Below are 25,796 nucleotides of genomic sequence, written 5' to 3' on the forward strand. Positions count from 1 at the left end.
GTGAGACTTGTGTCAGTTCTGCCCTAGGGGTGTCAGTTCTGCCCCGCGGCGCCCAGCCGGAGCGGGACCTCCCGGTCGGTGCCGGCGCGCTGGACCGTCAGCCGCAGCCGGTCACCGGGCCGGTGGGCGCGGATCTTGACGATCAGCTCCTCGGCCGTGTGCACCCGCTCTCCGTCGACCTCGGTGATGACGTCACCGGGCTTCAGACCGGCCTGGTCACCGGGGCCGCCCCGGGTCACGGCGGGCCCGCCGCCCGCGCTCTTGCCGTCGATACGGGCGCCGTCGCCGGTGTACGCCATGTCGAGGGTGACGCCGATCACGGGGTGGGTGGCATGGCCGTCGTTGATCAGTTCCTCGGCGACGCGCTTGGCCTGGTTCACGGGGATGGCGAAGCCGAGGCCGATGGAGCCGGCCTGGCCGCCGTCCGACTCGGAGCCGCTGTCGGCCGAACGGATAGCGGAGTTGATGCCGATCACCTGGGCCCGGGAGTCGAGGAGCGGGCCGCCGGAGTTGCCCGGGTTGATGGGCGCGTCGGTCTGCAACGCGTCGACGTAGCTGACGTCGCTCCCGTCGCCCTCCTCTCCGCCCGCCGTGATGGGCCGCTCCTTGGCGCTGATGATGCCGGAGGTGACGGTGTTGGCGAGGTCGAAGGGGGCGCCGATGGCGACGACGGGGTCACCGACCCGGACGTCGTCGGAGTTGCCGAGGGTCAGCGGGGTGAGCCCGTGCACGCCGTGGACCTGGACGACCGCGAGGTCGTAACCGCTGTCCCGGCCGACCACCTTGGCCTTGACGGTGTCGCCGCTGCTGAAGGACACGGTTATCGCGCCGCCCGATCCGGCGGGCGCGACGACGTGGTTGTTGGTGAGGATGTGGCCCTGGGTGTCGAGCACGAAGCCGGTGCCGGTGTCCGCCTGGTCGGTCCCGGTGACGTGCAGCGTGACGACGCTGGGCAGCGCCAGCGCGGCTATCGCGGCCACGCTGCCCTGCGGCCGTCCGGCGGGCACGCCTCCGGCCTGCGGCGGACGCCCGTCACCGCCGAGGGCCTCGCGTTCGACATAGGCGCCGACGACCCCGCCGATGCCGGCGGAGACGACGGCGACCACGAGGGTCCACACGAGCGCGAGCCGCCTCGCCCGCCGTTTGCGCTGCCCGACCGTCAGCACCCCGGCACCGGTCTGCTGCAGCGCCCCGTGCACCAGCCCCGGCTCCGCGGGCGAACCGCCGGCCCACGGGTCATAACGCCGAGCCCCGTCGGGGGCGTGGGCGCCGACGGATGGGGCGCCGGCTACGGCGGTGTGCGGCGCGGGTGCGACTCCGGCGGCCGGAGTGTGCGACCCCGGTACCGGCGCGGGTGCGGGTGTTCCCTGGGCCGAGGGGGTCGCCGGGTGCTGTACGGGCGGTGCGGGCGCCCAGGGGCCGGGCTCGCCGTAGGGCGGGGTGCTGTAGGGGTCGGGGTCGTGCAACGGCTTCGGCCGCTCGGCGGGGGCCGCCTGGGGGGACTCCCCTTGTTCGAGCGGCTCGGCCGGCGCCGGGCCCGGCGCCGGCTTGGCCAGTTCGAAGTCGCCGTCGGCCACGGCCCCGGGCTCTTCCGCCCCGGCCCGGTCCGAGCCGGCCTCCGCCACCTCGGCCTCCGCCGATCCGGCCGGACGTGCCAGGGCGAAGTCGCCCGACGCGACGTCAGCCGCCCCGGAGTCCGCCGAAACCGGATCGGGCTGTTCGGGAACCGTCGGCTCGGCTCCGGCCGGGCCGTTGCCGCCCGGCGTTCCGTCCCGCTCCGTGGTCTCGCGTGCCACGCCCGCCGCTCCCTCCGGTCCGGTCTCCGGCGGGACGCCGTTCCCCTCGTCCATGCTCTCCCCACGGCTGGCCGTGGCCGCGCGCTTCGGCGGCGGCCACGGAACGTCGACTACGCCCCCGGGTCATCGCCGCGGGAACGGCCCTCACCGGATTCAACCAGGTTCGCGGGCCGTGGGGCAGCGGCCGGTCAGGGCGTCGGGCGAGGGGCGGAGGAGGAGGGGGCGGGAGCGGACGGGGTGTCGGGGACGGGGGCGGGCAGCAGGCCGGAGGCGGACGCTCCGGGGACCGTGGACCAGGCGGTGAGCGGGTAGACCACGGTGTCGTCGAGCGGACGTATCAGCGGGGAGACGGCGGCCGCACCCGCCGTCACCGGAGCGGTCAGGCCACGCATGGCGTCGCCCTGGGTCTGGCCGGTGCCGCGGAACGGCAGTCCGGGCATCAGCGGCGCGGACATCGAGGTCGGGGCCGCCAGTGTCCGTGCGAGCTGTGCGCCGCCCTGGGCGAGCAGCGGTCCCGCCACACGACGGCGCGGGCCGTCGGCCGTGGCGGCGCCCGTGCCGGTGCCGGCCGAGCGCGCCGGGACCACGTTGCTGCCGGTGCCGGATCCGCCGCGGGCGTCCGCGGTGGTGTCCCCGGGGATGGCGGTGGTCACGCCGCCGAGGGCGACCGCGGCCAGCGAGACCGCGCCGGCGGCGGCGAACGCGAACCGCAGTCCGCGCGAGGCGGAGCGGCCGTCGTCCGGGCGGCCGACGGGGTGGATGCGGAAGCCGCGTTCCGCTGGTGCCGGGACGGCGTGATCGGAGCCGACGGGGGCGGTGCCGTGCGGGCGGGCGGGGACGTATCCGAACGCGAAGCGGTCACCGCGCCTCACTCCGAAGACCCCGAAGACGCCGAAGGCACCGAAGGCACCAGAGGTTCCGGCCGATCCGCCGGAACCGGCGGTGTCGTCGTCGGGGCCGTCTCCGAAGAGTCCGCCCCCGTGCGGCGACATGCCGTCGCCGCCCGGGTCACCTCCCCCGGGCAGGCCCTGGAGGCGGGCCAGGAGGCTCGCCGAGGGCGGCGGCGGGGCCGCCTCCGCGAACACGTTCTTCAGCGCGCGCTGGGCGTCCGCCTCCGCCTTGCACCGGGCACAGGTGGCCAGGTGGGCGAGGACACGCTCACGCGTCTCATGACCGAGCTCTCCGTCCACCAGGGCGGAGAGCCGGTCTCCCAGGTGCTGCTCTGCGAGGTGTGCCTCGACAGGTTTCGGCCGTGATCCACTCACGCGGTCGCGCCCCCTCCCCCCAGAGCGGGGACACGGGCCAGGAAGGTGCGCCGCTCGGCGGCGCGGGCCTCCGGGGAACGGTGCGCGAGAGCCTTGCGGAGCTGGGAGCGGCCCCGGTGGATACGGGAGCGGACGGTGCCGAGCTTCACGCCGAGGGTCGCGGCGATCTCCTCGTACGACAGTCCCTCGATGTCGCACAGGACGACGGCGGCGCGGAACTCGGGCGCGAGGGTGTCCAGCGCCTGCTGGACATCGGCGTCGAAGTGCGCGTCGTTCAGGAGCTGCTGCGGTGTGGGCTCGCGGCTGGCCAGGCGCTCGGCCGCGTCTTCACCGAGGGCGTCGAAGCGGATGCGCTGCTTGCGCCGGACCATGTCCAGGAAGAGGTTGGTGGTGATGCGGTGCAGCCAGCCCTCGAAGGTGCCCGGCGAGTACGTCGACAGGGAGCGGAAGACACGGACGAAGACCTCCTGGGTGAGGTCCTCGGCGTCGTGCTGATTGCCCGTCAGGCGGTAGGCCAGCCGGTAGACCCGGCCGCTGTGGGTGCTGACGATCTCCTCCCACGTGGGCGGAGTCCACGCCTGCCCGTCCGCGTCGGTGGAGAAGGTCGCGGTCTGGGCCTCGCCTGCGGCGAGACCGGCGTGGTGGTCAGCAGCGGTGTCGGTCACGGATTTCGGCCTGCCCGCCGACCCGAGGAAGCGCCGCAGCACTCCGCCCCGATCCCCGGGCGCAGCCGCACCTCCCCTGTCGGCTCTGGTGGTGTCCAGTGGAGCCCCTACCATAGCCACCTCGCCCGTTAGCTCCGGATAAGCGGTTTTACGAGAATTTGATACTCGCTGATACGGCTCGTGCGGCTGCGTCAGGAGTTGCTCGGTGTCCTCATCCACCTCTTCGCCCCCGTCGCGTCGCCGGCCACCGTCTCATCCCTGTAAACGCCCGGTCCCATCTGCGGGTTCCCGACGCCAACGGATACAGTCACGCCCAGGCAACCATGGGGACGGGAGAGGGTCATTACCGGCAACCGGCAGACGAGCTGGGCGTTCGCCGACGCCTTTGTCGCCGAGGACGAAGCGCTGCGGTGGGCCCGTGACCGGGCCCGCGAGGCAGGGCTGCGCTCGGTGTCGCCCGGCACCGGTGCCGCGCTGCGTCTGCTCGCCGCCTCCGTGGACGCGAAGGCGGTCGCGGAGATCGGCACCGGCTGCGGGGTGTCCGGGATCCATCTGCTGCACGGGATGCGCCCGGACGGGGTGCTCACCACGGTCGACCCGGAGCCGGAGCACCAGCAGTTCGCCCGGCAGGCCTTCCGCGCCTGCGGCTTCGCCAGCAACCGGGCCCGTTTCATCCCCGGCCGCGCCCTGGACGTACTCCCGCGTCTCGCCGATGCCGGTTACGACCTCGTCTTCTGCGACGGGGACCGGCTGGAGTACCTGGACTATCTCGCTGAATCGTTGCGCCTGCTCCGGCCCGGCGGTCTGGTGGTCTTCGAGGGCGTCTTCGCGAGCGGCCGTACGGTCGACTCGGGGCCGCAGCCGACGGAGGTGCTCAAGCTGCGCGAGTTGCTGCGCACGGTGCGCGAGAGCCAGGAGCTGGTGCCGTCGCTGCTGCCGGTGGGCGACGGTCTGCTGTGCGCCGTCAAGCGGTGAGCGGCCCGGGGCCGGCACCCGCGGACGCGACTGCCCCGGCACCGCGTACGGCGCCGGGGCAGTCGGAAGGACACTGTCGCTGGGGCGTCAGACGACGACCTTCTTGAGGGCGTCGCCGAGCGCCTCGGCCTCGTCAGGGGTCAGCTCGACGACGAGTCGACCGCCGCCTTCGAGCGGAACGCGCATGACGATGCCCCGCCCCTCCTTGGTCACCTCGAGCGGGCCATCACCCGTCCGCGGCTTCATGGCCGCCATGCTCGTTCCCCTTCCTGAAACCAGCTCATCGTCTGCCGAGAGCCCTCGGAGGGCATCCGCGGTTCCGAGACGGACACGCGACACCGGCATCGAACACATTGCTTCCCAGCCATTATCCCGCATGGCAGGACCCGATGACCAACATCAGTCGGCATCGCTTGGGCAACGCGCGCGAGCAAAACCACTCAATTCGGGGATGTGGCTGCGATACTGCACCGCCGCGCGGAGAGCGGCGGACCGACTCCGCTCCGGTTTTCTTTGACACAGGTCACACGTCCGGTCCGGCCCTCGGACGGCGATCTCCGTCATGCTGTCCTTCGTACAGGGACGTACTGAGCGGTACGTCATCCGCGACACCGGAGGGGATGCGCCATGGCCGACACCGTGCTCTACGAGGTGAGCGACGGGCTCGCGACGATCACGCTGAACCGCCCCGAGGCGATGAACGCGCTGAACATCCAGGCCAAGGTCGCCCTCCGGGAGGCGGCGGAATCCGCGGCCGGGGACACGGCCGTACGGGCGATCCTGCTGACCGCCGCCGGGGACCGGGCGTTCTGTGTCGGCCAGGACCTCAAGGAGCACATCGGGCTGCTCGCATCGGACCGCGAGACGGGGTCCGGGCAGACGATGAGCACGGTCAGGGAGCACTACAACCCGATCGTGCGGGCCCTGGCCGGGGCGGCCAAGCCGGTGGTCGCCGCGGTCAACGGCGTCGCGGCCGGGGCCGGCTTCGGCTTCGCGCTCGCCGCGGACTACCGCGTCGTGGCCGACACGGCGTCCTTCAACACGTCGTTCGCCGGCGTGGCCCTGACCGCCGACTCCGGGATCTCCTGGACCCTGCCCCGGGTGATCGGCCCGAGCCGCGCCGCCGACCTGCTGCTCTTCCCGCGCAGCATCAGCGCCCAGGACGCGCTGGAGCTGGGCATCGCCAACCGGGTCGTCCCCGCCGCCGCGCTGCGGGCCGAGGCCGAGAAGACGGCGCGTGCCCTGGCCGCGGGCCCGACGGTGGCGTACGCGGCGATCAAGGAGGCGGTGGCCTACGGCCTCACGCACTCCCTCGCCGAGACCCTGGAGAAGGAGGACGAGCTGCAGACCCGCGCGGGCCGGTCCGAGGACCACGCGATCGCCGTGCAGGCGTTCGTGAACAAGGAGAAGCCGAAGTACCTGGGCCGGTGAGCCGTGCCGGTCAGGCTCCCGTGCTTCTCGCGGCGCATGCCTCCAGGTGATCGTTGACGAGTCCGCAGGCCTGCATCAGCGCGTACGCGGTGGTCGGGCCGACGAATCTGAGGCCCCGCTTCTTCAGGGCCTTGGACAGGGCCGTCGACTCCGGGGTCACGGCCGGGACGTCGGCGAGGGTCTTCGGGGCCGGGCGGCCGGCCGGGTCGGGGGCGTGCGACCAGATCAGCTCGTCCAGCTCGCCCTCGGCCCAGCCGGCGAGCACGCGCGCGTTGGCGAGCGTGGCGTCGACCTTGGCGCGGTTGCGGATGATGCCGGGATCGGCGAGCAGCCGCTCACGGTCCGCGTCCGTGAACGCGGCGACCTTCTCGATGCGGAAGCCCGCGAAGGCCGCGCGGAACCCCTCACGACGGCGCAGGATCGTGATCCAGGACAGGCCCGACTGGAAGGCCTCCAGGCTGATCCGCTCGAAGAGGGCATCGTCGCCGTGGACCGGGCGGCCCCACTCCTCGTCGTGGTACGACACATAGTCCTCGGTGGACAGGGCCCAGGGGCAGCGCAGGGCACCGTCGGGCCCGGCCAGGGCCGCTCCGGCGGTCATCGCTGGTCCTCCGGGTGGTCGCCCTTGTCCTGGCGGGCGTGTGCGGCGGCGGCTCTCGCGCCGGCCAGCGCGGACTCCAGGTCGGCGATACGGGCGTCCCGTTCGGCGAGTTCGGCGGCGAGCCGGCCGAGGGCGTCGTCGACGTCCGCCATGCGGTAGCCCCGCGGGGTGACGGGGAAGCGCAGGCTCTCCACGTCCGCGCGCTCCACCGGCCGGTCCGCGGGCAGCGGGTCCTGGAGCCGCTCCGGCGCCACCTCGGGCAGCGGGCCGCTCCCGCCGCCGCCCACCACGGCGAGGGTCACCGCGGCGACCACGACGGCCAGCGCGACGACCAGGAACAAGAACATCACCATCGCCAGGGGTCCCCACGCTCTCTGCCGGACGTTGCTCCGGACGCCGTATCTCTCAGGGTCCGATCGTGCCATGCGAGTCTGACAGTTAGGGTCGCAGGCGGCCGTACTGCGGACGTACTAGGAGAGGTCACAGCGGATGCTCAGGCTGGGCAGGCGGGAATTCGGGCCCCGCGAGCCGGTGATCATGGCGATCGTGAACCGGACTCCGGACTCCTTCTACGACCAGGGAGCCACCTTCCGCGACGAGCCGGCCCTCGCACGCGTGGAGCAGGCGGTGGCCGAGGGCGCCGCGATCGTCGACATCGGCGGGGTGAAGGCCGGGCCGGGCGAGGAGGTCACGGCCGAGGAGGAGGCGCGGCGCACGGTCGGCTTCGTGGCGGAGGTCCGGCGCCGCTTCCCGGACGTGATCATCAGCGTGGACACCTGGCGGGCCGAGGTCGGCGAGGCGGTGTGCGAGGCGGGGGCGGACCTGCTGAACGACGCGTGGGGCGGCGTGGACCCCGGGCTCGCGGAGGTCGCCGCGCGGTACGGGGTGGGGTTGGTGTGCACGCACGCGGGCGGTGCGCAGCCGCGTACGCGTCCGCATCGGGTGGTGTACGACGACGTGATGGCCGACATCCTGGACGTGACGGTGGGGCTGGCCGAGCGGGCGGTGTCGCTCGGGGTGCCGCGTGAGTCGGTGCTGATCGATCCCGGGCACGACTTCGGGAAGAACACGCGGCACAGCCTGGAGGCGACGCGGCGGCTGGACGAGATGGTCGCCACGGGGTGGCCGGTGCTGGTGTCGCTCTCCAACAAGGACTTCGTCGGTGAGACGCTGGACCGGCCGGTGAAGGAGCGGTTGATCGGTACGTTGGCGACGACCGCGGTGTCGGCGTGGCTCGGGGCGCAGGTGTACCGGGTGCACGAGGTGGCCGAGACGCGTCAGGTGCTGGAGATGGTCGCCGCCATCTCCGGACACCGGGGTCCCGCGGTGGCGCGCCGGGGTCTGGCCTGAGCACCCGGGGGGCTCCGCCCCGGGGGCGGAGCCCGAGTGCTGCCGGCTAGCGGGCCGCCTCCTTCGACACCAGGGCCACCGCCTCGTCCACCTCGTCCGTGACGTGGAAGAGGAGCAGGTCCTTCTCGGCCGCCTTCCCCTGCGCCACCAGCGTGTTGCGCAGCCAGGACACCAGGCCGCCCCAGTACTCGCTGCCGAAGAGGACGATCGGGAAGCGGGTGACCTTCTGGGTCTGGACCAGGGTGAGCGCCTCGAAGAACTCGTCGAGCGTGCCGAGGCCGCCGGGCAGGACCACGAACCCCTGGGCGTACTTCACGAACATCATTTTGCGGACGAAGAAGTAGCGGAAGTTGAGGCCGATGTCGACATAGGGGTTCAGCCCCTGCTCGAAGGGCAGTTCGATACCCAGGCCGACCGAGACACCGCCCGCCTCGCACGCGCCCTTGTTGGCCGCCTCCATCGCGCCCGGGCCGCCGCCCGTGATCACCGCCCAGCCGGCTTCCACCAGGCCCCGTCCGAGCCGCACCCCCGCGTCGTACTCCGGCGAGTCCACCGGCGTACGGGCGGAGCCGAACACACTGATGGCGGGCGGGAGTTCCGCCAGCGTGCCGAAGCCCTCGATGAACTCCGACTGGATGCGCAGCACGCGCCAGGGGTCCGTGTGGACCCAGTCCGTGGGGGCGCGCTCGTCCAGCAGCCGCTGGTCGGTCGTGCTGGGCATCACCTGGCCGCGACGCCGGAGGACCGGTCCGAGCCGCTGCTCGTCCGGCGGCTGCTTCTTCCCCTCGGGGTTGCCGGTAGCCATGTGCGCTCCCTCCGCTTGCCGGTAGTTCGATCTCAGACTAGATCCACGCCGGTTGCGGAGGGGGGACGGTGAGCATGTCCGGCCTGCGGCACCGGGCGGTGGGGCCTTACGCGGTGAGCCAGTTCCGCAGGCGCTCCTCGCCCGCGAGGATCTTCGCCGTCTCCACCCGCTCGTCGCGCTTGTGGGCCAAGTGCGGGTTGCCGGGGCCGTAGTTGACGGCGGGCACGCCCAGCGCGGAGAAACGGGAGACGTCCGTCCAGCCGTACTTGGGCTTCGGGGTGCCGCCGACCGCCTCGATGAAGGCCACGGCGGCCGGGTGGGAGAGGCCGGGCAGCGCGCCGGGGCTGTGGTCGTCGACCACGAACTCCGTCACCCCGCAGTCCGCGAACACCTCGCGGACGTGCGCGATCGCCTCCTCCTCGGTGCGGTCGGGGGCGTAGCGGAAGTTGACCGTCACCACGCACTCGTCGGGGATGACGTTGCCGGCCACTCCCCCGCTGATGCCCACCGCGTTCAGGCCCTCGCGGTACTCCAGGCCGTCGATCAGCGGCCATCGGGGCTCGTAGGACGCCAGGCGGGCCAGGATGGGCGCCGCCGCGTGGATGGCGTTGGAGCCCATCCAGCCGCGCGCCGAGTGGGCGCGCTCCCCCTTCGTCTTCAGCAGCACCCGCAGGGTGCCCTGGCAGCCGCCCTCGACCTCGCCGTCGGAGGGCTCCAGCAGGACCGCGAAGTCGCCCCGCAGCCACTCGGGGTGGGCCTCGGCGACGTGCCGGAGTCCGTTGAGGTCGGCGGCGACCTCCTCGTTGTCGTAGAAGACGAAGGTGAGGTCGCGGTTGGGGGCGGGGACCGTGGCCGCGATGCGCAGCTGCACCGCGACGCCCGACTTCATGTCGCAGGTGCCGCAGCCCCACAGGACGCCGTCCTCGTCCAGGCGCGAGGGCACGTTCCCGGCGATCGGGACCGTGTCGATGTGGCCGGCCAGGATCACGCGCTCGGCGCGGCCGAGGCTCGTGCGGGCGATCACGTTGTTGCCGTAGCGGTCGACCGTGAGGTGCGGCAGGGCGCGCAGGGCGGTCTCGATCGCGTCCGCGAGCGGCTTCTCGGTGCCGCTCTCGGAGGGGAAGTCCACCAGCTGCGCGGTGAGCGCGGCGGCGTCGAGCGTGAGGTCAAGCGAGGTGTCGGCCATGGCGTCGACCCTAACGCGCCAGGCCGGGGGACCGGGGGTAAGCGCTGTCCGGCAACCCCGGGCGAGGGCCCGGCGGCCCTCCAGTACCTTGTAACGCGTGCCAGAGCCGTCCCCCACCCGTCCCAAACGCCGCGGCCGCCTCTTTCGTTTCGCGGCGGCCCTGTTGGTCCTGTGCGGTGTCGCCGCGTACCTCGTGGTGCAGTACGTCACCGGAGGCGGTGGCGCGCGCGGCTGCAAGGTGGTCTCCGCCGACGGCGACGGGACGTCGTACGAGTTCACGCCGGAGCAGGCCGTGAACGCGGCGACGATCGCCGCCGTGGGCACCGGGCGCGGGATGCCCGAGCGGGCCGTGACGATCGCGCTGGCGACCGCCCTGCAGGAGTCCGGGCTGCGCAACATCGAGCACGGCGACCGGGACTCGCTCGGCCTGTTCCAGCAGCGGCCCTCGCAGGGCTGGGGCACCGAGCGGCAGATCATGGACCCGGCGTACGCGGCGGGCATCTTCTACGCGCACCTGGCCAAGGTGCCCGACTACGCGGACCTGCCGCTGACCGAGGCGGCCCAGGAGGTGCAGCGCAGCGGCTATCCGGAGGCGTACGCCAAGCACGAGCCGGACGCGAAGCTGCTGGCGGCGGCGCTGACCGGCCGCGCGGCGGCCACACTCACCTGTGACGGACGCCCGGAGCCCGGCGCCTCGGCGACGGGTCCGGAGGCGGTACGGGCGGCGCTGGTACGGGACTTCGGGCGGGACGCGCTGCAGGAGACCGGCGCGCAGGTGGGCGGTACGCCCGTGCCGTCGCCCTCTCCCTCGCCGAGCGTGACCGCGACCGCGCACGGGCGGACGGTGACCGTTCCGGTGCCGCAGGGCACCGGCACTGACGCGAGCGGGCGCACCGGGCGCGAGCGGGGCTGGCAGCTGGCGCAGTGGGCGGTGGCGAACTCCTCGGCACTGCACATCCAGCGCGTGTCGTACGCGGGGCGGGAGTGGACCGCCGGGAACGGCGACGACCAGTGGAAGGCGGCCGCCACGGGCGGGGGCGGCGGTGCGGAGAAGCCGGTGGACGCCGTCCGCATCGTGGCCGGACAGTAGTACGAGTGATCACTCCGGCGGGTTGTACGACGCCGGTTCGGCACGCATACCGGGGCAGGAACGCCGTCGCATCCTGAATCCCTTGGAAATCAAAGGCTGTAAGGATTCTGCGGGCTTTCGGGCGGACGTTCTTTTGCCCGTTTTTATCCACACCCGATAATGCGATGCGTTATCCATTCTTTACCTGGGGCGTCCGCAACCTTCGGGGGCTTCGAGCGGTAGTCACGGCGTCCGAGCCGGAAACGAGCCCGGACCACACACACCGTTCTCTCCCGTCGAATGGAGCATCATGTCCCTCCCTCTGACCCGCCGGATCGCCCGTGCCGCGCTGATTGTCGCAGCGGGAGCGGCTGCCGGGGTCGGTGCGGCCGGCTCCGCCGGTGCGGCCACGAACCAGCCGGTGGCGACCCCGAACCTGAGCGGCGTGGCCACCCCGGACGCGGCGAACGTCGGCAACACCGTCGAGGGCGCCGCGCAGAACGCGACCACGCTCGCGGCCACCACGGGCGGCACCGCGGTCGGCAAGACCGTGCCGGGCGCGGCCAAGACCGGCACCCGTGCCGTGAACAAGACGGCGCCGGTGGCGCGGAAGGCGGCTGGGGAACTGGCCGGGGCGACCGGAAGCATCGTCGGGGACACGGCGTCCTCCACGGCGAAGAGCGGGCTGCCGCAGCTGCCGGTGCAGGGTGGGCAGCTGCCGCTCGGCTGAGCGCCCGGCTTTGACCGGCGGACGGGGCCCAGGGAACTCCCTGGGCCCCGTCCCGTTCTTCCCCCAGGGCCTCAAGGGCCTGGGGGAAGAACGGCCGCCCACGGCGGTTACAGACGGTCTACCGCCGCCTGGACGCGTTCGTCCGTTGCCGTCAGGGCCACTCGGACGAAGTTCCTGCCCGCCTCGCCGTAGAAGTCCCCCGGTGCGACCAGGATGCCGAGGTCGGCCAGGTGGGCGACCGTCTCCCAGCAGGACTCGTCCCTCGTGGCCCAGAGGTACAGGCTGGCCTCGCTGTGCTCGATGCGGAAGCCGTGGCCGAGCAGGGCGGCACGCAGGGCCTCGCGGCGGGCCGCGTAGCGCTCGCGCTGTTCGTGCACGTGGGTGTCGTCGGACAGCGCCGCCACCACCGCCGCCTGGGTCGGCGCGGAGGTCATCATGCCGCCGTGCTTGCGGATCTCCAGCAGCGGGCCGAGGACGGCCGGGTCGCCGGCCACGAAGGCCGCGCGGTAGCCCGCCAGGTTGGAGCGCTTGGAGAGGGAGTGGACGGCGACGACGCCGTCGTAGGAGCCGCCGTTGACGCCCGGGTGCAGGACCGAGACGGGGTCGGCCTCCCAGCCCAGCTCCAGGTAGCACTCGTCGGAGACGAGCAGGACGCCGTGGGCGCGGGCCCAGGCGACGATCTCGGTGAGGTCCTGCTTCGGGATGACCCTGCCGGTGGGGTTGGACGGGGAGTTCAGCCAGAGGAGCTTCAGACCCGTGGGGTCCAGCTCGCGCGGGTCGTCGTAGACCTCGTAGCCGGCGCGGGCGAGGCGGGCGCCGACCTCGTAGGTGGGGTAGGCCAGGCGCGGGTAGGCGACCTTGTCGCCGGGGCCGAGGCCCAGCTGGGTCGGCAGCCAGGCCACCAGTTCCTTGGAGCCGACGACCGGCAGGACGTGGCGGTGGGTGACCTCGCGGGCGCCCAGACGGCGCTCCAGCCAGCCGGTGATCGCGTCGCGCAGCGCCGGGGTGCCCCAGACCGTCGGATAGCCCGGGGAGTCGGCCGCGTCGATCAGGGCCTTCTGGATCAGGTCGGGCACCGGGTCGACCGGGGTGCCCACCGAGAGGTCGACGATCCCGTCGTGGTGCGCGGCGGCCGTCTTCTTGTACGGCTCCAGCTTGTCCCAGGGGAAGGCGGGGAGCCGGTCGGAGACTGCGGACACGGGAATCAGGCTCACTTTCGTACGGTGCGGCAAACGCCTCGGTCCCGTACGGCGGTGATCAGGCCGACGGGGGCTGATCGGGCCGTACGGGACCGAGGCGGCGCGGTTTGCGGGCGGCCGCTAGGCGCTCGGAACGGTCACTCGCCCTGCGGCGGCAGCGCGGCGACGACGGGGTGGTCCCGCTCGATCAGCCCGAGCTTGCTGGCGCCGCCGGGAGAGCCGAGCTCGTCGAAGAACTCGACATTCGCCTTGTAGTAGTCCTTCCACTCCTCCGGGACGTCGTCCTCGTAGAAGATCGCCTCGACCGGGCAGACCGGCTCACAGGCACCACAGTCGACGCATTCGTCCGGGTGGATGTACAAGGACCGGGAGCCCTCGTAAATGCAGTCGACCGGGCACTCCTCGATGCACGCCTTGTCCTTCACGTCTACACAAGGCTGCGCGATGACGTAGGTCACGCTGTCGTTCCTCCTCGATAGGGCGCTGGCGGGCCTCCTCAGGCTCCGCCGCCTGGCGCGCGGGAGCGCGGCGTCGTCGATGCCCGCCCCTAGTATCTCCGTTCCGGAGCATGATCCGAACAGGAGGGGTGAACTGACCAGTGGAATTCTCGGCGGCAGGACGGCTGGAAGTCCGGATCACCCCGTCTGACGTGGGAAAACGAGTCTCCGTACGGCGCTTGAGCGAACCTGGGGCGACGCAGGAGAAGTTCACCGACACGGTCGGTGTTCTCACATCATGGGACAACGGCGTGCTCATGATCACACGACGGGACGGCCGGAGTGTCCGGATCGCCGAGTCCGCCCTGGTCGCGGGCAAGGTGGTACCGGCCGCTCCGGCGCGCCGCCGGGGTCCCGCCGCGTCGTACGGGGAACTCGCCGCCGTCGTCGCGCGCGGGTGGCCGCCGCTGGAGACCGAGCGGCTCGGGCAGTGGGAGCTGCGGGCTGCCGGCGGGTACACGCGGCGGGCCAACAGTGTGCTGCCGCTCGGCGATCCGGGCGTTCCGCTCGACGCGGCCCTCGCGGCCGTACGACGCTGGTACGACGAGCGTGGCCTGCCCGCCTACGTCCAGACGGCCACCGGAGCCGAGGGCACGCAGGAGCTGCTGTGCGCGGAGCTGGAGCGGCGCGGCTGGGTGCGGGAGGTGACCGCCGAGGTGTGGACGGGTGCCCTGGCGCCGGTCGCGGACCGGGCCGGGGGCGCCGGTGTGGTGCTGTCCCGGCAGGCGGACGAGGCGTGGCTCGCCCGGTACCAGCGCAAGGGGGTGAGCGAGGTGGCCCTGCGGGTGCTGCACGGTGGTCCGTCGGTGTGGTTCGCGTCCGTGCCGGGCGCGGCGGGTGAGCCCCTGGCGGCGATCGGGCGGTGTGTCGTGGACGGGCGGTGGGCCGGGTTCGCCGCCGTCGAGGTGGATCCCTGGCGGCGCCGCCAGGGACTCGCCACCGAGGTGACGGCCGCGCTGGCCCGGCGGGCGCTGGACGAGGGCGCGTCGGCGGCCTGGCTGCAGGTCGAGGCGGACAACGACGGCGCCCGCGCGCTCTACGCCGCGCTGGGCTTCGTACCGCACCACGCGTACCACCACTACCGGGCGCCGGAAGAGCAGAGCGACACCCGTGGAAGGGTGTGAGCCCGCCATGCGTCCTCCGTATCTGCCGCCGCCGTATCCGCCCCCGCCGGAGCGGTCGGCCGAGTTGCGCCGGAGGTTCGCCGAGGAGGCGCGGTCCGAGCGGCCGGATCTGTCGGCGCTGTGCCTGCTGATCGGCGCCGAGGCGGACGGCTCGCTGGACGAGACCGGCATCGACGCGGCCCAGGCGGAGCTGGACCAGCTCGCGGGCGAGCTGCCGTACCGGCCCGGCGGGCCGCACGCCTGGGCGGAGGCCGTACGGCGGCTGCTCGGGGCGCGCTACGGGTTCCACGGGACGCCCGGCGACTACCAGCGGCTGGAGTCCTCCCTGCTGCACGAGGTGCTGCGGCGCCGGCGCGGACTGCCGATCCTGCTGTCGGTGGTGTGGCTGGAGGTCGCGCGGCGCGCGGGGGCGCCGGTGTACGGGGTCGCGCTGCCGGGGCACTTCGTGGTGGGGTTCGGCGCGGCCCGGGAGCAGGTGCTGGCCGATCCGTTCGACGGCGGGCGGGTACTGACCGGGGCCGACGCGGAGATGCTGGTGGCCGGGGCCACGGGGGCGCCCCTGGACGCCGCCATGCTGGAGCCCGCGGCGCCGCTCGACGTGGTCCAGCGGATCCTGAACAACGTCCGCGCGTGGGCCACGGCCCGGCCCGAGCGGTCGGACGTGGCGCTGTGGGCCGTGGAGCTGGCCCTGCTGGTACCCGCGCATCCGGCACGGCTGCGGTACGAGCGGGGGCAACTGCTGGTGCAGCGCGGTGAGTTCGTGTCGGGCGCGGAGGAGCTGGAGTACTACGCCGAACTGATTGAGGTGGTGGACGAGCCGGCCGCGCACAAGGTGCGCCAACAGGCCCACACGGCTCGGGCCATGCTCAACTGACATGCTCGACCGAGCTGTCAGAGCCAGCCCTTCTCGCGGGCTGTCCGCACCGCCTCGGCCCGGTTGCGTACCGCGAGCTTCTGGATGGCCGTGGAGAGGTAGTTGCGGACCGTGCCCTGCGAGAGGTGGAGGGCCTTGGCCAGTTCGGCGTTGGTGGAGCCGTCGGCCGCCGCACGGAGCACCTCGCGTTCGCGCTCGGTCAGCGGGTTGGCGCCCTCGGCGAGCGCGGCGGCGGCGAGCGTGGGGTCGATGACCCGCTCGCCGGACAGCACCTTGCGGACGGCCTCGGCGAGCTGGGCCGCCGGGGCGTCCTTGACGAGGAAGGCGTCGGCGCCGGCCTCCATGGCGCTGCGCAGATAGCCGGGGCGGCCGAACGTGGTCAGGACGACCAGCTTGACCCGCGGATACTCCCGGTGGACCCGGGCGGCCGCCTCGATGCCGGTGCAGCCGGGCATCTCGATGTCGAGCAGCGCCACGTCCACGCCGTGCGCGCCGACGGCCGCGAGCACCTCGTCGCCGCGCGCGACCTGGGCGACGACCTCGATGTCCTCCTCCAGGCCGAGCAGCGCGGCCAGGGCCTCGCGGACCATCGACTGGTCCTCGGCGAGGAGAACCTTGATCGTGCTCGTCATGCCCCGGATCCTACGTCCCCCGCACGGACCGCCGGGACGCGGGCGACCAGCCGGAACCCGTGCCTCGTGCGGCCCGCCTCCAGCGTGCCGCCGGCCTTCTCCAGCCGCTCGGTCAGGCCCGTCAGACCGTTGCCGGGCCCGTTGTTCGTGCCGCCGGCTCCGTTGTCCTCGACGGAGAGTTCGAGCATCGGGCCGTCCAGGGTCTGGCGGTGGGTGAACCGGACGAGGCACTTGTCGGCGCCGCTGTGCCGGACCACGTTGGTGACCGCCTCGCGCAGCGCCCAGCCGAGCGCGGACTCCGCCTCCTCGGGGACACCGGTGAGGTCGGGCTCGGCGGGCATCTCGGCGGTGACGCCGGCGGCGGTCAGCGCGACCTGGGTACCGGCGAGTTCGGCGGCGAGCCGGGGCCGCCGGTAGCCGGTGACCGCCTCTCGTACGTCGACCAGCGCCTGCCGGCTGACCTGTTCGATGTCGGCGACCTGCTGGGCCGCCTTGTCGGGGTGGTCGGGCAGCATCCGGCCGGCCAGCTCGCTCTTCAGCGTGATCAGGGAGAGGGAGTGGCCCAGCAGGTCGTGCAGGTCGCGGGCGAGGCGCAGGCGCTCCTCGTTGGCGGCGAGATGGGCGACGGTGGCCCTCGCCTTGCGCAACTCGACGGTGGTGCGGACGAGTTGGCCGACGCCGACCATCGCGAACCCGATCAGCGGGACGAGGAGCAGGCTCTCGTCCGCCTTCTCGTGCCAGCGCATTCCGATGAGGAACATCGCCGCGGTCGCCGCGGGGATCGCCGCGAACGCGGCCCGGACCGGCAGGGTGGCCCCGCAGGCGACCGACAGGTAGATGAACAGGCCGAGCCATGCGCCGCCGAAGGCGTACGCCAGCAGGGGGGCGAGGACGCCGAGGACCGAGAGCAGCGAGACGACGAGGCGGGGGCTGAAGGACCGGCCCATGTTACGGATGACCAGCGTCAGGTAGGCGGCGACGAAGGCCGTGAGGCCGATCGCGCCGGCGGCCGTGGCGGCCGTGGTGTGGTGGCCCGAGGCCAGGTCCTTGACCGGCGAGCTGAGGAAGACCAGCCAAACGCCGATCCACAGCAGCTTGACCGCCAGCTCACGCCGGTTGAGGGGTGCCTGGCCGATCCGCACCTGCTGCTCCGGCCGCTTCTCGCAGCCCCGCGGGTCTTCCGTCATCGCGCTCACGCCTTCAGCGTGTCCTTCCGGTACAGCCAGGCCGCGCCGCCCGCGAACAGGACGAAGTAGACGGCGAGGATCGCGATGTCCGTCGCACTCGGAGCCTGGCTCTGTTCGATGGCCCGTCCGAGAGCAGCGTACGCGTGCGTGGGCAGCCACTTCGCGATGTCCTGCAGGAACTTCGGGAAGGTGGTGGACGGCATCCACAGGCCGCCGAGGATCGACAGACCGAAGTAGACGATCATCGTGATGGGGCGGACCGCGTCACCGGAGGCGAGGTAGCCGAGGGCGACGCCGAGCGCGGCGAAGACCAGGCTGCCGGCCCAGATGACCCCGGTGAGGGCGAGCCACTGCCAGGCGTCCAGGTGGACGTGCTTGATCGCGGCGGCGGCCACGAACACCACGATGATCGACGGCAGGCTCACCACGGCCGCGCTGGCGGTCTTGGCGAGGACGTAGCCGCGCCCGGGCAGCGGGGTCAGCCGCAGCTGCCGTACCCAGCCGTTCTCGCGCTCCTTGGCGATGCGCTCGCTGTTGCCCATCAGGACGGCGGTCAGGGCGCCGAAGGAGGCCATGGAGACCATCAGGTAGGTGGCGACGGTCAGGCCGGTGCCGTCGACCTTCTGGCCGGAGCCGGAGCTGCTGGAGAAGATCAGGAACAGGATCGCGGGGTAGAGCACCGAGAAGAACAGGAACTTCTTGTTGCGCAGGGCGCGGGCGAGTTCGAGCTTGATGAGCGCGGTCATGACTGCTTGGCCTCCTCGGCCTCCGTGATGGCGACGAAGGCCTGCTCCAGACCGAGCCCGGCGACTTCGAGGTTGCGGGGGTAGACACCGAGGCCGTACAGGGCGTGGACGGTGGCGTCGGCGTCGGACGACTGGATGCGGACGGTCTGGCCCGAGACGTCGATGGACGTCAGGAAGGGCAGGGCGCGCAGGGCGGCCTCGTCGATCTCGCCCTCCAGGTCGAAGGCGACCCGGCGGGCGCCGGCCTTGGCCTTGATCTCGGCGGCGGTGCCGTCGGCGAGGAGCCGGCCGCGGTGCAGCACCAGCACCCGGTCGGCGATGGCGTCGGCCTCTTCGAGGTAGTGGGTGGCGAAGAGGACCGTACGGCCCTGGTCGGCCTGTTCGCGCATGGTGGCCCAGAAGGCCTGGCGGGCGGAGACGTCCATGCCGGTGGTCGGCTCGTCCAGGATGATCAGGTCGCTGTCGCCGGCGGTGGCGAGGGCGAAGCGGACGCGCTGGGCCTGGCCGCCGGAGAGCTTGTTGACCTTGCGGTCGGCGATCTGCGTGATGCCCGCGCGGGCCATCACGTCCGCGGCCTTGTACGGCTTCGGGTGCAGCGAGCAGCCCAGCTTCACCAGTTCCTCGACGGTGACCTCGTCCATCAGTCCGCCGCTCTGCAGCATGGCCCCGACCCGCCCGGCGACGATCGCCTCGCGCGGGGTGCCGCCGAACAGGCTCACCGTGCCGGCGTCGGGGTGCTTGAGGCCGAGGAGCAGGTCGAGGGTGGTGGACTTGCCGGCCCCGTTCGGGCCGAGGAGGGCGACGGTCTCGCCCGGGTACAGCCGGAGCGAGAGCCCGTCGACGGCCTTCACACTCCCGTACGTCTTGGTCACCTGGTCGAAGCCGACCACCGGGGTGGTGGTGGCCGGTGCCGCAGTTGTCGTCATGGCGTCCATGCTCGCGGCGCGGACGGGGTGCCGGGCAGTGTCGGGGGTCCTGAGTGCCGGATGACAGATGTCATGCCGATCGGGTGACGGGCATGCCGAAGGGGGCGCCCGGTGTCGCTGGGCGCCCCCTGTACGGCCGGGCTAGCTGGGGTTCGTCTGGATGACCGCGACCCGGTTGGTCTTGCTGATCAGGGCCTGGCGGAGGGCGACGTAGACGTCCTGCGGGGTGACGGGGGTCTTCTTGTTGGTGCCGCGGGTGATGAGTACGCCGTCGAAGGCCTTGCCGTACAACTGCCTCAGGGCGTTGAGGTCGGGCTTGTCGACCAGCTTGCCGTCCGCCGTGGGCACCACCCTGAGGAACTTCCAGAGGGATTTCTCCGGGCTCATCAGGACCACGTGCCCGGCGCCCGCCGACACGGTCACGTTGCCCGACATCGCCGGCTCCGCGAACTCCTTCAGCTCGCGGTCGACCTCGGCCTTGGACACCGTCGGCTGCTTGGTGGCCGTCGGTACGGTGACCGGGGCCGCCGTGTCCGTCTCGACCATGGTGCGGTAGGCCTGTTCGACCGCCTGGGTCGACTGGGCCGCGTCGATGGCCTGGCCCGCCTTCCCGTAGACGGCGACGGCCTTGCCGGGCTTGAAGTCGATGCCGCCCTCGGTGACCGAGCCGGAGCCGCCGCCGGTCTGTTCCAGAGCCGCCTGCAGCTTCTCCTGGTCCACGGGCATCTCCGGGTCGATCACCCGCTTCTGCCCGAAGAGCGAGCCGATGACGTGGACCGGGTTGTAGTCGCTGGTCGCGGCCTTGCTCACGGTGGCCTGGAAGTCGAACTGGAGACCGGCGTTCTGCGGGGTGATGCTGACCGTGTGGCCGCCGACGGAGAGCTTCAGCGGCTTGTTCACCCGGTGGCCGAAGGCGTCGTCGAGCTTCTTGACGGCGTCGTCACGGGTGCCGCCGCCGATGTCCACGCCGAGGACCGTGGTGCCCTTGGGGACGTCGGTGTGGTTCATCAGCAGTCCGGCGCCGTAGGCACCGCCCGCGACGACGACCACGCCGGCGCCGAGCAGCACCAGCTTGCTGCGGCCCTTCTTCTTCGGCTTGGCCTGCGCCTTGGGCGCGCTGGACGACTGCGGCTTGGCCGGGGCCTGCGCGGCCGGGCCGTCGGACCGGGCGCCGCCGAACGGGGAGGTGCCCCCGTCGGGGATGACCGGGATGCCGCTGGTGACGGTGTGTCCGGAGACGTTGTCGGCGGGGCGGTAGCCGGGCGTGCCCGGTTCGGGGGCCGGCTTCTGCGGGGTGAGGATCGCGGTGTCGTCGCTGAGCCCACCGCCCGGACCGAGACCGGAGGGGCCGCCGGTCTGGCCGGGACCGGAGGAGCCGCCGGGGCCGGGGTTCGGACCGCGCAGGGCGCCAGGGCCCGTGGGGCCTTCGAGGTCGGCCAGGTCGGCGAGGGCGCTGCGGGGGGCCTGGGTGCTCCGGTCGCCGGGGCCGCCGTAGCCGCCTCCCGTGCCGGGCGAACCGCCGGGACGCGGACCGTCGCCGAAGGGTTCACCGCCGTCCCGGCCGCCGGCCGGCCGGGCGAAGGGGCCGTCGCCGGTGACCGGGCCGCTGGTGGGGCCGGCTGGGCCCTGCGGGCCGCCGGGACCGCCCTGGCCACGCGGGCCGTTGAAGCCGCTGGCACCGCCGGGCCCGCCGGGGCCGTTCGCGCCCGCCGTACCGCCGAGGCCGTCGTGGCCGCCGGCGCCGCTCGCGCCGCCCGCACCGGTCGCGCCCGTGGCGCCGAAGGTGTCCTGGCCGCCGCCGTTCTCCGAGAAGTAGGGCAGGTCGTCGCGGCGCGACTCGCCGCCGGCCGCGCCCGCGCGGGAGCCGCCGCCCAGCGGGCCGGCGGCCAGTGCCTCGGTCACGTCGAAGGAGCCGGTGCCGCCGCCGTGTCCGGGGGCGACGGGGCCGCCGGTGGCGCCGGGCAGGCCCTTGCCGTTCGTGCCGCCGGAGCGGGAGCCGCCCGGGACGCTCATGGAGCCGACCACACCGCCGGGACGCCCGCCGCCGGGGCGTGCTCCGGTGGTACCGGCCGCACCCGATGCACCCGGACCACCCGAACGGGTGCCCGACCCGCCGGAGGCGGGGGTGGAACCGCCGGGGCTTCCGGCCCCGTTCGTGCCGCCGCCGGCCGGACCGCCCTTGCCGGCGCCGGACTTGCGGGGCGCGAACCAGTCGCTGGTCTTCTCCCCGGCCTGGGGCGCGGGCTCGGCAGCGGGTTCGGCGGTGCCGGTTCCGGCGCCGGTGGCGGTCCGGTCGGCAGCGGGCCGCGTGTCGGCGGGCGTCTCGTCCCCGGCGCCGTCGGCGTCCCCGACGGGCTTGCGCACGACGACCGGCGGGATGGGCCGGGATCCGGGAATGTTGATGCGGATCCGGGTCGTCAGCGTGGTCTCGGTCTTCTTCTCCTCCGGCCGCGTGCCCGAACGGCCCGCGTCCGCACCGTCGCCGGAAGCCATGGGGGTCCCGTACGGCGGCGTGCCGGAGGGGTATGCGGCTCCGCCGCGCCCGTTGGGCCCGGAGGACGGAGTGTCAGTTTCACGACTCAAGGCAGGTTCTCCCAGTTGGCTCCACCGCCCGACACGACCTCACGATGGGGGTCCCCCCGCTCGAAGAAGCCGGGAGCGGGGGAGGCTCGGCGGCGCGCACCACCATACTGGCCACCTCTGGCGCGTATCCCATGACCGCTGAGGAAACCCACACCGGACTCGCACGTGCACCGCACGGCGAAGTGGTACGTCACTTGCCAAGTCGGGCGGCGCCGCCGCGAGGCTGCCGCCCGGCACCAACGGTGGCGCAGATCACAGCGAGGGCCATGCCGCCGAGCAGGAAGAGGTAGGAGCCGCCTCCCGCGCTGAACAGGAAGTCGCCTTCGGGGCGCGAGGTGGTGAGCAGGATGACGGCGACGATCCAGCCCACCACCGGTGCGACCGCACCGCCCCGGCCGCCGGTGGCGTACGCCCCGCCGAGGAAGAGCCCGGCCGCGCCCGCGAGGGCGAGCAGCAGTCCGCCGGGGAACCAGGCGGCCTGGACGAGGGTGCCGGCGACACCGGTGAGGGCGCCGAGGAGGAAGAGGCCGGCATGGGCGGCGGCCCGTCCGGCGGAGGGCGGTCGCAGCGGCTGGGCGAGCAGCGGGCCCTGTCCCGGGTCGCTCATGATGTCTCCTCCAGGTCGAGTCCGGCGAACAGGTCGGTTTCCCCGGGCTGCGCCGTGCCGTGCACCAGCTCGTAGTACTCGGTGGTGAACAGCGGCTGGGCCAGTGCGTTGGAGAGCGCGAAGTACGGCTCGGCCACGTCGATCTGGGTGGCGTGGGCGCGCATCGCGGCGGCCTTGGCGGCGGCGTGGGCGGTGCCGTCGACGGCGGTGGTGATCCGCTCGTCGTCGACCACGCCGGGTACGTCCTCCAGGGACGCGCTCTTGTCGAACGGCAGTACGGACAGCTCGTCCTGGAGGCGGGCGAAGGCTGCCTCGGCGACGGAGCGCGGGACGCGGTTCCAGTAGACCTTGGCGATCCGGTGGCCGCGCCCGGCGGCGAGGTCGACGGCGCGCATGGCGACGCGGTGGGCCTGGATGTGGTCGGGGTGGCCGTACCCGCCGTGGTCGTCGTAGGTGACGAGGACCTGGGGGCGGACCTCCAGGATCACCTCGGCGAGGTGCCCGGCGGCCTGGTCCACATCGGCCTGCCAGAAGCACCCGGGGTCCTCGTTGTCCGGGACGCCCATCATGCCGGAGTCCCCGTACCGCCCGGCCCCGCCGAGCAGCCTGGCGTCCGTCACCCCCAGCTCGCGCACGGCGGCGGCCAGCTCACCGCGCCGGTGCGCGCCCAGCGCGGGGCCGGTCAGATGCCGCAGCTCGGGCGGGATGACCTCGCCCCGCTCCCCGAGGGTGCAGGTGACCAGGGTCACATGGGCGCCCTCGGCCGCGTACCTGGCCATGGTCGCGCCGTTGTTGATCGACTCGTCGTCCGGGTGCGCGTGCACCAGCAGCAGACGCCGGGCTGGCAGTTCCGTCATGGGACCACCCTACGAGGCGGGCCCGCCCGTGCACCGCGGCAGGCCGTTCGCCGGGCCGGTCCCGTCCGGCGGAGGACCGTGAGGGGCGGATGCTCAGAACTTGATGCTGCCGATCATGCTGGCGACGTTGGTCGTCAGCTGGCTGATCGTCGGAGCGACGGTGGACGAGGCGAGGTAGAAGCCGAGCAGCATGCACACGATGGCATGCCCGCCCTTGAGCCCTGACTTCTTGATCAACAAGAAGACGATGATCGCCAGCAGCACCACCGCCGAAATCGAGAGTGCCACGGCGGCTCACCTCCAAAGATCGCCAGATCTAGATCAGTTGAGCAAATCCATGCAGACGCCAGCAGGTTCATACCCACACAGCGGTAGTGATCATAACTATGAGTGCTCGCGCATCGCTCGGCGCACGGCCGCACAAGGGGGCGCATGGCCAATATGGTCGGGGTATGACGACCGAGCCTGACTCCTTCCCCCGTCGGCACGCCCGGACCCAGCGGTTCACGCTCGGCGCGCCGCGCGCCTTCACCGTGGCGCCCGACGGTTCGCGTGTCGCGTTCCTGCGCTCCGGCTCCGGCACCGACCGGGCCAACTCCCTCTGGGTCATGGACCTTCCGGGGGGCGGAGAGCGCCTGGCGGCCGATCCGGGCCCGCTTCTCGGCGGCGCGTCCGAGGAGCTCCCGCCCGAGGAGCGGGCGCGCCGGGAGCGCAGCCGGGAGGGGGGTGCGGGCATCGTCGGCTATGCCACCGACGCCGCGGTGGAGTTGGCGTCTTTCGCCTTGTCGGGGCGGCTTTTCACGGCCGAGCTGCGGGCCGGCACGACGCGTGAACTCCGGGTGCCGGGACCGGTGATCGACCCGCGGCCCTCCCCCGACGGCAGGCACATCGCCTATGTCGCGCAGGGTGCGCTGCGGGTCGTGGGTGCCGAGGGCGAGGACGACCGGGCGCTCGCCGAGCCGGAGCCCGCGGAGGGACCGGGGCAGGTCGCCTACGGGCTCGCGGAGTTCGTCGCGGCCGAGGAGATGGGGCGTTCGCGCGGTTTCTGGTGGGCGCCGGACGGGCGCCGGCTGCTTGTGGCGCGCGTGGACGACACGCCGGTGCGGCGGTGGTGGATCGCGGATCCGGCCCATCCGGAGCGTGCGCCGCACGACGTCGCGTACCCGGCCGCCGGCACGCCGAACGCGGATGTGCGGCTGTTCGTGCTCGGGCTCGACGGGGAGCGCGCGGAGGTGGCGTGGGACCGGGACCGCTACCCGTATCTGGCCCGTGTGCACTGGTCAGCGGCGGGTGCGCCGCTGGTGCTGGTGCAGGCGCGGGACCAGCGCAGCCAGCTGTTCCTGGCGGTGGACCCGGACACCGGGGCGACGCGCATGGTGCACGCGGACGAAGATCCAAGTTGGCTTGAACTGTTCGCCGGAGTGCCCTGCTGGAGCCCCTCCGGGCAGCTTGTCCGGATCGCGGACGAGGGCGGCGCACGGGTGCTGACGGTCGGCGAACGCCCTTTGACCAGCGGCCAGTTGCACATGCGCGCGGTGCTGGACGTGGGCTCCGACGACGTGCTCGTTTCCGCCTCGGCGGGCACGGAGGCGGAGGCGCCCGAGATCGGCGAAGTCCATGTGTACCGGGTGAACGAGCTGGGCGTGGAGCGCGTGTCGCAGGAGCCCGGCGTGCACTCGGCGGTGCGCGCCGGGGGCGTGACCGTCCTCGTGTCGGCGAGCCTGGACAGGCCGGGCACCCGTGTCCAGGTGCTGTGTGACGGAAAACCGGCGGCGACTGTCCGGTCGTACGCCGAAGATCCCGGTTTGTCCCCGCGGGTGACGCTCACCCAGGGGGGCGCACGCCGAATCCCGTGCGCCGTGCTTATGCCGCGGGACTACCACGGTGACACGCCCCTGCCCGTCCTGATGGACCCCTACGGCGGCCCGCACGGCCAGCGGGTGCTCGCCGCGCACAACCCCCACCTGACCTCGCAGTGGTTCGCCGACCAGGGCTTCGCGGTGATCGTGGCCGACGGGCGCGGCACTCCGGGGCACTCGCCGGCCTGGGAGAAGGCGGTCCGGGACGAGCTGGCGGCCGTCGTGCTCCAGGACCAGGTGGACGCGCTGCACGCGCTCGCCGGGGACTTCCCGCTGGACCTGGGCCGGGTGGCGATCCGCGGCTGGTCCTTCGGCGGCTATCTCGCGGCGCTGGCGGTGCTGCGCCGCCCGGACGTCTTCCACGCGGCCGTCGTCGGCGCCCCGGTCACCGATCTGCGCCTGTACGACACCCACTACCAGGAGCGCTACCTCGGCGACCCGGGCGAGCAGCCGGAGGCCTACCGCCGCAACTCGCTGGTCGACGACGCGGGGCTGGTCGACCCGGCCGAGCCGCACCGCCCGATGATGATCATCCATGGCCTCGCGGACGACAACGTGGTCGTCGCCCACTCCCTGCGGCTGTCCTCCGCCCTGCTCGCCGCGGGCCGCCCGCACGAGGTGCTGCCGCTGTCCGGGGTGACGCACATGACCCCGCAGGAGACCGTCGCCGAGAACCTGCTGCGGCTGCAGCTGGACTTCCTCCGGCGGGCACTGCCCCAGCCGGGAAAATGACCGCCAACTGCGTTAACATGCAGGCAACTTCACGGAAGCCGCACCGATATACGCACGCGCGAGGCTGATCGGCGTACGGCCGTGCGGGTGCCGTGAACGG

General features: G+C 73.0%; 26 protein-coding genes. 8 read left to right on the forward strand and 18 right to left on the reverse strand.

Annotated elements, in window-relative coordinates; all coding sequences use genetic code 11:
- Positions 1-32: 32 nt before the first annotated feature.
- The 3 genes from ABT171_RS00995 to sigE all read right to left on the reverse strand — a co-directional run bounded on the left by ABT171_RS00995 (position 33) and on the right by sigE (position 3,768).
- Positions 33-1,850, reverse strand: a complete 1,818-nt coding sequence (locus tag ABT171_RS00995) for a trypsin-like peptidase domain-containing protein (RefSeq protein ID WP_351238355.1) — start codon at positions 1,848-1,850, stop codon at positions 33-35.
- 134 nt (positions 1,851-1,984) lie between these two features.
- Positions 1,985-3,061 (reverse strand): zf-HC2 domain-containing protein, encoded by a 1,077-nt coding sequence (locus tag ABT171_RS01000; RefSeq protein ID WP_351238357.1) that lies wholly within the window; start codon positions 3,059-3,061, stop codon positions 1,985-1,987.
- A complete protein-coding gene (gene sigE / locus ABT171_RS01005; RefSeq protein WP_351238359.1) occupies positions 3,058-3,768 on the reverse strand; it encodes an RNA polymerase sigma factor SigE in 711 nt (236 codons plus the stop codon). The genes ABT171_RS01000 and sigE overlap by 4 nt, the downstream gene beginning before the upstream one ends.
- Before the next feature lie 234 nt (positions 3,769-4,002).
- Between sigE and ABT171_RS01010 the strand changes: the two genes are divergently transcribed.
- Complete coding sequence (locus ABT171_RS01010; protein WP_351239089.1) at positions 4,003-4,701, forward strand: O-methyltransferase; 699 nt, start codon at positions 4,003-4,005, stop codon at positions 4,699-4,701.
- Positions 4,702-4,788: 87 nt separating this feature from the next.
- On the opposite strand, the gene ABT171_RS01015 is transcribed toward ABT171_RS01010, so the two are convergent.
- Positions 4,789-4,956, reverse strand: coding sequence for a DUF3117 domain-containing protein (locus ABT171_RS01015; protein ID WP_018544333.1), 168 nt, complete (start codon positions 4,954-4,956; stop codon positions 4,789-4,791).
- 372 nt (positions 4,957-5,328) lie between these two features.
- Between ABT171_RS01015 and chcB the strand changes: the two genes are divergently transcribed.
- Positions 5,329-6,132, forward strand: a complete 804-nt coding sequence (chcB, locus tag ABT171_RS01020) for a 2-cyclohexenylcarbonyl CoA isomerase (protein ID WP_351238361.1) — start codon at positions 5,329-5,331, stop codon at positions 6,130-6,132.
- Positions 6,133-6,142: 10 nt separating this feature from the next.
- On the opposite strand, the gene ABT171_RS01025 is transcribed toward chcB, so the two are convergent.
- Complete coding sequence (locus ABT171_RS01025) at positions 6,143-6,733, reverse strand: DNA-3-methyladenine glycosylase I (RefSeq protein WP_351238363.1); 591 nt, start codon at positions 6,731-6,733, stop codon at positions 6,143-6,145.
- Positions 6,730-7,086, reverse strand: a complete 357-nt coding sequence (locus ABT171_RS01030; protein WP_351238365.1) for a DivIVA domain-containing protein — start codon at positions 7,084-7,086, stop codon at positions 6,730-6,732. Before ABT171_RS01030 ends, ABT171_RS01025 begins: the two co-directional genes overlap by 4 nt.
- A gap of 136 nt (positions 7,087-7,222) precedes the next feature.
- Between ABT171_RS01030 and folP the strand changes: the two genes are divergently transcribed.
- Positions 7,223-8,083: a dihydropteroate synthase gene (gene folP / locus ABT171_RS01035; protein ID WP_351238367.1), complete on the forward strand. Its 861-nt coding sequence runs from the start codon at positions 7,223-7,225 to the stop codon at positions 8,081-8,083.
- Positions 8,084-8,129: 46 nt separating this feature from the next.
- On the opposite strand, the gene ABT171_RS01040 is transcribed toward folP, so the two are convergent.
- Both ABT171_RS01040 and dapE read right to left on the reverse strand, forming a co-directional pair.
- Positions 8,130-8,888, reverse strand: a complete 759-nt coding sequence (locus ABT171_RS01040) for an LOG family protein (RefSeq protein WP_351238369.1) — start codon at positions 8,886-8,888, stop codon at positions 8,130-8,132.
- Positions 8,889-8,994: 106 nt separating this feature from the next.
- Positions 8,995-10,074, reverse strand: a complete 1,080-nt coding sequence (dapE, locus tag ABT171_RS01045; RefSeq protein WP_351238371.1) for a succinyl-diaminopimelate desuccinylase — start codon at positions 10,072-10,074, stop codon at positions 8,995-8,997.
- Between the two features lie 97 nt (positions 10,075-10,171).
- Here dapE and ABT171_RS01050 point away from each other — a divergent pair, with 97 nt between their 5' ends.
- Together ABT171_RS01050 and ABT171_RS01055 are read left to right on the forward strand one after the other, a co-directional pair.
- On the forward strand, positions 10,172-11,164 hold the full coding sequence (locus ABT171_RS01050; protein ID WP_351238373.1) for a VldE C-terminal domain-containing protein: 993 nt from the start codon (positions 10,172-10,174) through the stop codon (positions 11,162-11,164).
- Positions 11,165-11,453: 289 nt separating this feature from the next.
- Positions 11,454-11,873 (forward strand): ATP-binding protein, encoded by a 420-nt coding sequence (locus ABT171_RS01055; protein ID WP_351238375.1) that lies wholly within the window; start codon positions 11,454-11,456, stop codon positions 11,871-11,873.
- 107 nt (positions 11,874-11,980) lie between these two features.
- Here the strand turns inward: ABT171_RS01055 and ABT171_RS01060 are convergent, their stop codons facing one another.
- Together ABT171_RS01060 and fdxA are read right to left on the reverse strand one after the other, a co-directional pair.
- A complete protein-coding gene (locus tag ABT171_RS01060) occupies positions 11,981-13,072 on the reverse strand; it encodes a bifunctional succinyldiaminopimelate transaminase/glutamate-prephenate aminotransferase (RefSeq protein ID WP_351238377.1) in 1,092 nt (363 codons plus the stop codon).
- Positions 13,073-13,209: 137 nt separating this feature from the next.
- The gene (fdxA, locus tag ABT171_RS01065; protein ID WP_351238379.1) at positions 13,210-13,530 is read right to left on the reverse strand and encodes a ferredoxin; all 321 of its coding nucleotides are present in this window, start codon (positions 13,528-13,530) and stop codon (positions 13,210-13,212) included.
- A 140-nt stretch (positions 13,531-13,670) separates the two neighbouring features.
- Here fdxA and ABT171_RS01070 point away from each other — a divergent pair, with 140 nt between their 5' ends.
- Together ABT171_RS01070 and ABT171_RS01075 are read left to right on the forward strand one after the other, a co-directional pair.
- The gene (locus tag ABT171_RS01070; protein ID WP_351238381.1) at positions 13,671-14,693 is read left to right on the forward strand and encodes a GNAT family N-acetyltransferase; all 1,023 of its coding nucleotides are present in this window, start codon (positions 13,671-13,673) and stop codon (positions 14,691-14,693) included.
- 7 nt (positions 14,694-14,700) lie between these two features.
- Positions 14,701-15,567: a SirB1 family protein gene (locus tag ABT171_RS01075; RefSeq protein ID WP_351238383.1), complete on the forward strand. Its 867-nt coding sequence runs from the start codon at positions 14,701-14,703 to the stop codon at positions 15,565-15,567.
- A 17-nt stretch (positions 15,568-15,584) separates the two neighbouring features.
- On the opposite strand, the gene ABT171_RS01080 is transcribed toward ABT171_RS01075, so the two are convergent.
- From ABT171_RS01080 to ABT171_RS01115, 8 genes are all read right to left on the reverse strand, one after another.
- Positions 15,585-16,199, reverse strand: coding sequence for a response regulator (locus ABT171_RS01080; protein ID WP_351238385.1), 615 nt, complete (start codon positions 16,197-16,199; stop codon positions 15,585-15,587).
- A complete protein-coding gene (locus tag ABT171_RS01085; protein ID WP_351239091.1) occupies positions 16,196-17,386 on the reverse strand; it encodes a sensor histidine kinase in 1,191 nt (396 codons plus the stop codon). The genes ABT171_RS01080 and ABT171_RS01085 overlap by 4 nt, the downstream gene beginning before the upstream one ends.
- A 5-nt stretch (positions 17,387-17,391) precedes the next feature.
- Positions 17,392-18,132, reverse strand: coding sequence for an ABC transporter permease (locus ABT171_RS01090; RefSeq protein WP_351238387.1), 741 nt, complete (start codon positions 18,130-18,132; stop codon positions 17,392-17,394).
- Positions 18,129-19,058, reverse strand: coding sequence for an ABC transporter ATP-binding protein (locus ABT171_RS01095; RefSeq protein WP_351238389.1), 930 nt, complete (start codon positions 19,056-19,058; stop codon positions 18,129-18,131). Before ABT171_RS01095 ends, ABT171_RS01090 begins: the two co-directional genes overlap by 4 nt.
- Before the next feature lie 141 nt (positions 19,059-19,199).
- A complete protein-coding gene (locus tag ABT171_RS01100; RefSeq protein WP_351238391.1) occupies positions 19,200-21,641 on the reverse strand; it encodes a hypothetical protein in 2,442 nt (813 codons plus the stop codon).
- A 190-nt stretch (positions 21,642-21,831) separates the two neighbouring features.
- Positions 21,832-22,248, reverse strand: coding sequence for a DUF6113 family protein (locus tag ABT171_RS01105; RefSeq protein ID WP_351238393.1), 417 nt, complete (start codon positions 22,246-22,248; stop codon positions 21,832-21,834).
- On the reverse strand, positions 22,245-23,105 hold the full coding sequence (gene mshB, locus ABT171_RS01110; RefSeq protein WP_351238395.1) for an N-acetyl-1-D-myo-inositol-2-amino-2-deoxy-alpha-D-glucopyranoside deacetylase: 861 nt from the start codon (positions 23,103-23,105) through the stop codon (positions 22,245-22,247). Before mshB ends, ABT171_RS01105 begins: the two co-directional genes overlap by 4 nt.
- A 93-nt stretch (positions 23,106-23,198) precedes the next feature.
- Entirely contained in the window at positions 23,199-23,393 is a 195-nt protein-coding gene (locus tag ABT171_RS01115) for a hypothetical protein (RefSeq protein ID WP_351238397.1), read from the reverse strand.
- Positions 23,394-23,557: 164 nt separating this feature from the next.
- On the opposite strand from ABT171_RS01115, the gene ABT171_RS01120 reads away from it, so the two are divergent.
- The gene (locus ABT171_RS01120) at positions 23,558-25,696 is read left to right on the forward strand and encodes a S9 family peptidase (RefSeq protein WP_351238399.1); all 2,139 of its coding nucleotides are present in this window, start codon (positions 23,558-23,560) and stop codon (positions 25,694-25,696) included.
- The last annotated feature ends 100 nt before the right edge of the window (positions 25,697-25,796 follow it).

Source organism: Streptomyces sp. NPDC001851 (assembly GCF_040297165.1).
Lineage (GTDB): Bacteria > Actinomycetota > Actinomycetes > Streptomycetales > Streptomycetaceae > Streptomyces.

What these genes read in the sequence shown, in the direction of transcription:
- ABT171_RS01040 (WP_351238369.1), bottom strand. Translation starts at nt 8,888, where the DNA reads ATGGCTACCGGCAACCCCGAGGGGAAGAAGCAGCCGCCGGACGAGCAG.
- mshB (WP_351238395.1), bottom strand. Translation starts at nt 23,105, where the DNA reads ATGACGGAACTGCCAGCCCGGCGTCTGCTGCTGGTGCACGCGCACCCG.
- ABT171_RS01055 (WP_351238375.1), top strand. Translation starts at nt 11,454, where the DNA reads ATGTCCCTCCCTCTGACCCGCCGGATCGCCCGTGCCGCGCTGATTGTC.
- ABT171_RS01015 (WP_018544333.1), bottom strand. Translation starts at nt 4,956, where the DNA reads ATGGCGGCCATGAAGCCGCGGACGGGTGATGGCCCGCTCGAGGTGACC.
- ABT171_RS01095 (WP_351238389.1), bottom strand. Translation starts at nt 19,058, where the DNA reads ATGACGACAACTGCGGCACCGGCCACCACCACCCCGGTGGTCGGCTTC.
- ABT171_RS00995 (WP_351238355.1), bottom strand. Translation starts at nt 1,850, where the DNA reads ATGGACGAGGGGAACGGCGTCCCGCCGGAGACCGGACCGGAGGGAGCG.
- ABT171_RS01075 (WP_351238383.1), top strand. Translation starts at nt 14,701, where the DNA reads ATGCGTCCTCCGTATCTGCCGCCGCCGTATCCGCCCCCGCCGGAGCGG.
- folP (WP_351238367.1), top strand. Translation starts at nt 7,223, where the DNA reads ATGCTCAGGCTGGGCAGGCGGGAATTCGGGCCCCGCGAGCCGGTGATC.
- ABT171_RS01080 (WP_351238385.1), bottom strand. Translation starts at nt 16,199, where the DNA reads ATGACGAGCACGATCAAGGTTCTCCTCGCCGAGGACCAGTCGATGGTC.
- dapE (WP_351238371.1), bottom strand. Translation starts at nt 10,074, where the DNA reads ATGGCCGACACCTCGCTTGACCTCACGCTCGACGCCGCCGCGCTCACC.
- ABT171_RS01085 (WP_351239091.1), bottom strand. Translation starts at nt 17,386, where the DNA reads ATGACGGAAGACCCGCGGGGCTGCGAGAAGCGGCCGGAGCAGCAGGTG.
- ABT171_RS01025 (WP_351238363.1), bottom strand. Translation starts at nt 6,733, where the DNA reads ATGACCGCCGGAGCGGCCCTGGCCGGGCCCGACGGTGCCCTGCGCTGC.
- chcB (WP_351238361.1), top strand. Translation starts at nt 5,329, where the DNA reads ATGGCCGACACCGTGCTCTACGAGGTGAGCGACGGGCTCGCGACGATC.
- ABT171_RS01090 (WP_351238387.1), bottom strand. Translation starts at nt 18,132, where the DNA reads ATGACCGCGCTCATCAAGCTCGAACTCGCCCGCGCCCTGCGCAACAAG.
- ABT171_RS01105 (WP_351238393.1), bottom strand. Translation starts at nt 22,248, where the DNA reads ATGAGCGACCCGGGACAGGGCCCGCTGCTCGCCCAGCCGCTGCGACCG.
- ABT171_RS01120 (WP_351238399.1), top strand. Translation starts at nt 23,558, where the DNA reads ATGACGACCGAGCCTGACTCCTTCCCCCGTCGGCACGCCCGGACCCAG.
- ABT171_RS01030 (WP_351238365.1), bottom strand. Translation starts at nt 7,086, where the DNA reads ATGGTGATGTTCTTGTTCCTGGTCGTCGCGCTGGCCGTCGTGGTCGCC.